General features: G+C 60.5%; 3 protein-coding genes and 1 pseudogene. All 4 read right to left on the bottom strand.

Annotated elements, in window-relative coordinates; genetic code table 11:
• Nucleotides 1–264: 264 nt before the first annotated feature.
• The 4 genes and pseudogenes from truD to ftsB all read right to left on the bottom strand — a co-directional run bounded on the left by truD (nt 265) and on the right by ftsB (nt 2,975).
• Nucleotides 265–1,284 (bottom strand): tRNA pseudouridine(13) synthase TruD, encoded by a 1,020-nt coding sequence (gene truD / locus WBP53_RS12390; protein ID WP_423929365.1) that lies wholly within the window; start codon nt 1,282–1,284, stop codon nt 265–267.
• Nucleotides 1,285–1,364: 80 nt separating this feature from the next.
• Nucleotides 1,365–1,832, bottom strand: a pseudogene (gene ispF, locus WBP53_RS12385) (2-C-methyl-D-erythritol 2,4-cyclodiphosphate synthase); the annotation flags it as partial.
• Between the two features lie 134 nt (nt 1,833–1,966).
• On the bottom strand, nt 1,967–2,683 hold the full coding sequence (ispD, locus tag WBP53_RS12380; protein ID WP_423929363.1) for a 2-C-methyl-D-erythritol 4-phosphate cytidylyltransferase: 717 nt from the start codon (nt 2,681–2,683) through the stop codon (nt 1,967–1,969).
• A complete protein-coding gene (gene ftsB / locus WBP53_RS12375) occupies nt 2,670–2,975 on the bottom strand; it encodes a cell division protein FtsB (RefSeq protein ID WP_423929361.1) in 306 nt (101 codons plus the stop codon). The genes ispD and ftsB overlap by 14 nt, the downstream gene beginning before the upstream one ends.
• Nucleotides 2,976–3,093 lie beyond the last annotated feature (118 nt).

The following is a 3,093-nucleotide window of genomic DNA, read 5'->3' as shown; positions in this document are numbered from 1 at the left end:
CGGCATGACTGACCGCGGCCACGTATTCATGATCAATTTCGAATACCTCTTCCTTGGCGAATCGACTGTTGCTGCTCGCACATGCAGATAGAAACAGAACAGAAGTTGCTACTGCACCAAACACGAGAAATCGTTTCATGTCGCCCTCCAGGTGATGTCTGCGAACGACCATCGGGCCGTCCGGCTGGACCAAGGCAGGTGCACCTGAGGTGCGGCTTGCCCACAGGATGAGACGCACAGTGTCGCGCAATAGTTGCAGCCGATTCAATTGCAATCCGTATTGGTGGAACAGACTTCGCGAATCACCGAAGTGGCAAAGCAGCCTGAGGGCAGAGAAAACTCCAGCAGCAGTGAATCTCCGGATTCCCATTTGGCACTGAACCCGGCAGGCATGACACGCAATGACCGCCGCTCCTGTCGCAAGTCGGCAGCCTCGAGACCTGCGGAAAAGCCCGAATCAAGGGCAATTCCAGTTTCAATTTCGGCTACCTTGCCAGAACTGCGCAATTCGCCCCGCCCCCAGAGTGGGCCGGTCGGGTCAATGTCGAAGCGGTTCATGCGCCGCAGCAATTCGTCGTCAAGCGGCTGCGGCCCGAAGATCGAATGAGTGCCGCCCAGCATCCACACTTCACCTTCCAGGGCCTGGTTCCAGGAGCGCCCGCCCACCCTGTCCGAGAGCACGCAATTGAAAACATGCGAACGTGCCGCCGACAACGCGAAACCACGCTGGCTCCGACCCATGCGCCCGCCGGCAAAGAGCACCCTCGCGCTGGTCAGGTTTCCGCCTTCTCGGCCAAAGCGTTGCTCGCCGAAATAGTTGGGTACGCCATGGGACGCAATCCGGCCAAGACATTCTTCAGCGGCGGCACGATTTCCTTCGAGACGTGTGAGTCGAATACGAAACCTGTTTTCCCGATGCACACCGCGCTTGAGCTTGCGCGAATGCCGGCTTGCTGAAAGTACCTTGACGCCTTCAATGTCCAGCTTGGTCCAGTCCGGCCCCTCTCGGCCAGGCAGCTGTACCGAAAACATCTGCCGCGTCACCGCGTGGCGATCCTTCATTCCCGAGAAGCTCACCGATCGGGGCTGCACGGCCGCAGCACGCGCCAGCTGGCCGGCCACCCATTCGGTGTTCGCGTGTCGCTTTTCGACCAGCACAAAGACGTGCTCGCCCGTGCCATCCGGCTCGAAACCAAGAACCTCCTCTACTTCGAAATCCTCGGCGGTCGCGCGCAAAAACCCCTGCAGCGGAGGGCCGCCATGGGCATAGGCCGGTGTGATCATTCGGCGGTATCCAGATGCAGCCGTGCGACAAGCTTGCGCAAGTCCGGATCATCCGGTGTCTCGAGCGCCGACTTGCCACGGCGCATGAGCAAAACCACTGCCATGGCACCGATTCCCTCGCCCCGCCCCGTGAAGCCCAGCTTCTCCGTCGTGGTGGCCTTGATATTCACATCCGCATGCGCGCAGCCCAGGTCGGCCGCAAGATTTACCCGCATCGCATCGGCGTACGGACCGATCTTCGGTGCCTCGCAAATGATCGTGATATCGGCGTTCGCCAGCAGAAAACCGTTCTCGATCATCAACGCCGCGCAATGCAGGAGAAAATGCCTGCTGCTGACATCCTTCCATCGCGCATCCGTTGGCGGAAAGTGGCGCCCGATGTCACCCAGAGCCATCGCCCCGAGGATCGCATCGCAAAGCGCATGGATCACGACATCTCCATCCGAATGCGCGACCAGTCCCTGCGAGTGCGCAATCGTCACGCCACCCAGAACCACATGGTTGCCTGGGCCGAATGCATGAACGTCGAAACCTTGACCAATACGCATGGGGGAAGAGCCGGGAATGGGGAATGAGGAATGAGGAATGCTTAGATTACATGCTGGGTGCAGGCAACGGATCTGGTTTGGAGTCTTGTTCCAGCGATGCCATGAAGAAAATGGAATCTGCAACACAAGGCTTTTCAACCATTCCCGATGCTCTGTTCCCGGCCTAAAAGATACCCCGCCAATGCCAGGTCCGCAGGCGTGGTCACCTTGATGTTGTCTTCGCTGCCTTCGACCAGGAGCGGGCTGAAGCCTGCCCGTTCCATGGCCATGGCCTCGTCGCTGACTGCATCGCCAGCAACAAGTGCAGCCTCGAGCGCTGACAGCAGTTCTCCGCGCCGAAAAAATTGCGGTGTCATTGCGCGCCATCGGCCATCGCGCGGCTCCGTCATCATGATGCGCCCGTGCGCATCGGCGCGCTTGAGCGTGTCGCGCATGGGTGCTGCCAGCAACGCACCGCCAGCCGGGCGACCATGATCAATCAGCTTGTCGATGTCAGACGCAAGTACGCAGGGTCGCGCCGCATCGTGCACAAGCACGAAGTGCTGATCTGTCACGCATTCCGGCAAACCCCTCAAACCCGCCGCGACGGAATCTGCGCGCTCCCCGCCTCCGTCGACGCGCAACAGCGGCTTGCCGCCGGGCAACTCCAGGTCGACCCAGCGCGAATCCGTCGCCGCGAGTGCGACGACGATGCCGGCGATGCGTGGATGAAGCGCAAGCGCTTCCAGCGTCCACTGGATTAGTGGCTTGCCGGCTACCAATGCATATTGTTTGGGCACGTCCCCACCAAAACGGCTACCGCGCCCGGCTGCCGGAACCACGCACCAGTAGTCCGACTCAGTGTCCGTCATTGCCTGGTGCATCAGCGGCCGGCTCCACCACCTGATAAAACTTCTCGCCCGGCTTGATCAGCCCAAGCTCGGAACGTGCCCGCTCCTCGATCGCCTCTTCGCCATCCTTGAGATTGGCGACTTCGGCACTCAGCGCATCATTGCGTGCCTTGAGCTCATCGTTCTTGCGCTTTTGTTCGGCGACTGCTTTTTCCAGGCGCCAGACTTCGGCCATCCCGCCCTGCCCAACCCAGAGTTTGACCTGCAAGGCAATCAGCAGGGTCAGCAGAATGAGGGCGACGTAGCGCAGCATCGCGTAATCCGGATCAGCTCTTGATCAGCACTTGAAGTCGGGCAGGTTCGGGAATGCCTTGCCACCGGCATAACGCGCCTGTGCGCCCAGCGCCTCCTCGATGCGCAACAGCTGGTTG

This window comes from Dokdonella sp. (assembly GCF_049593775.1).
In the GTDB taxonomy this organism is placed as follows: Bacteria; Pseudomonadota; Gammaproteobacteria; order Xanthomonadales; family Rhodanobacteraceae; genus Dokdonella.
The sequence above is the reverse complement of the archived record's forward strand: the minus strand, read 5'-3'. Positions and strand labels throughout refer to the sequence as shown.

Coding starts and splice junctions, on each gene's coding strand:
- truD (WP_423929365.1), bottom strand. CDS start 1,284: ATGATCACACCGGCCTATGCCCATGGCGGCCCTCCGCTGCAGGGGTTT.
- ispD (WP_423929363.1), bottom strand. CDS start 2,683: ATGACGGACACTGAGTCGGACTACTGGTGCGTGGTTCCGGCAGCCGGG.
- ftsB (WP_423929361.1), bottom strand. CDS start 2,975: ATGCTGCGCTACGTCGCCCTCATTCTGCTGACCCTGCTGATTGCCTTG.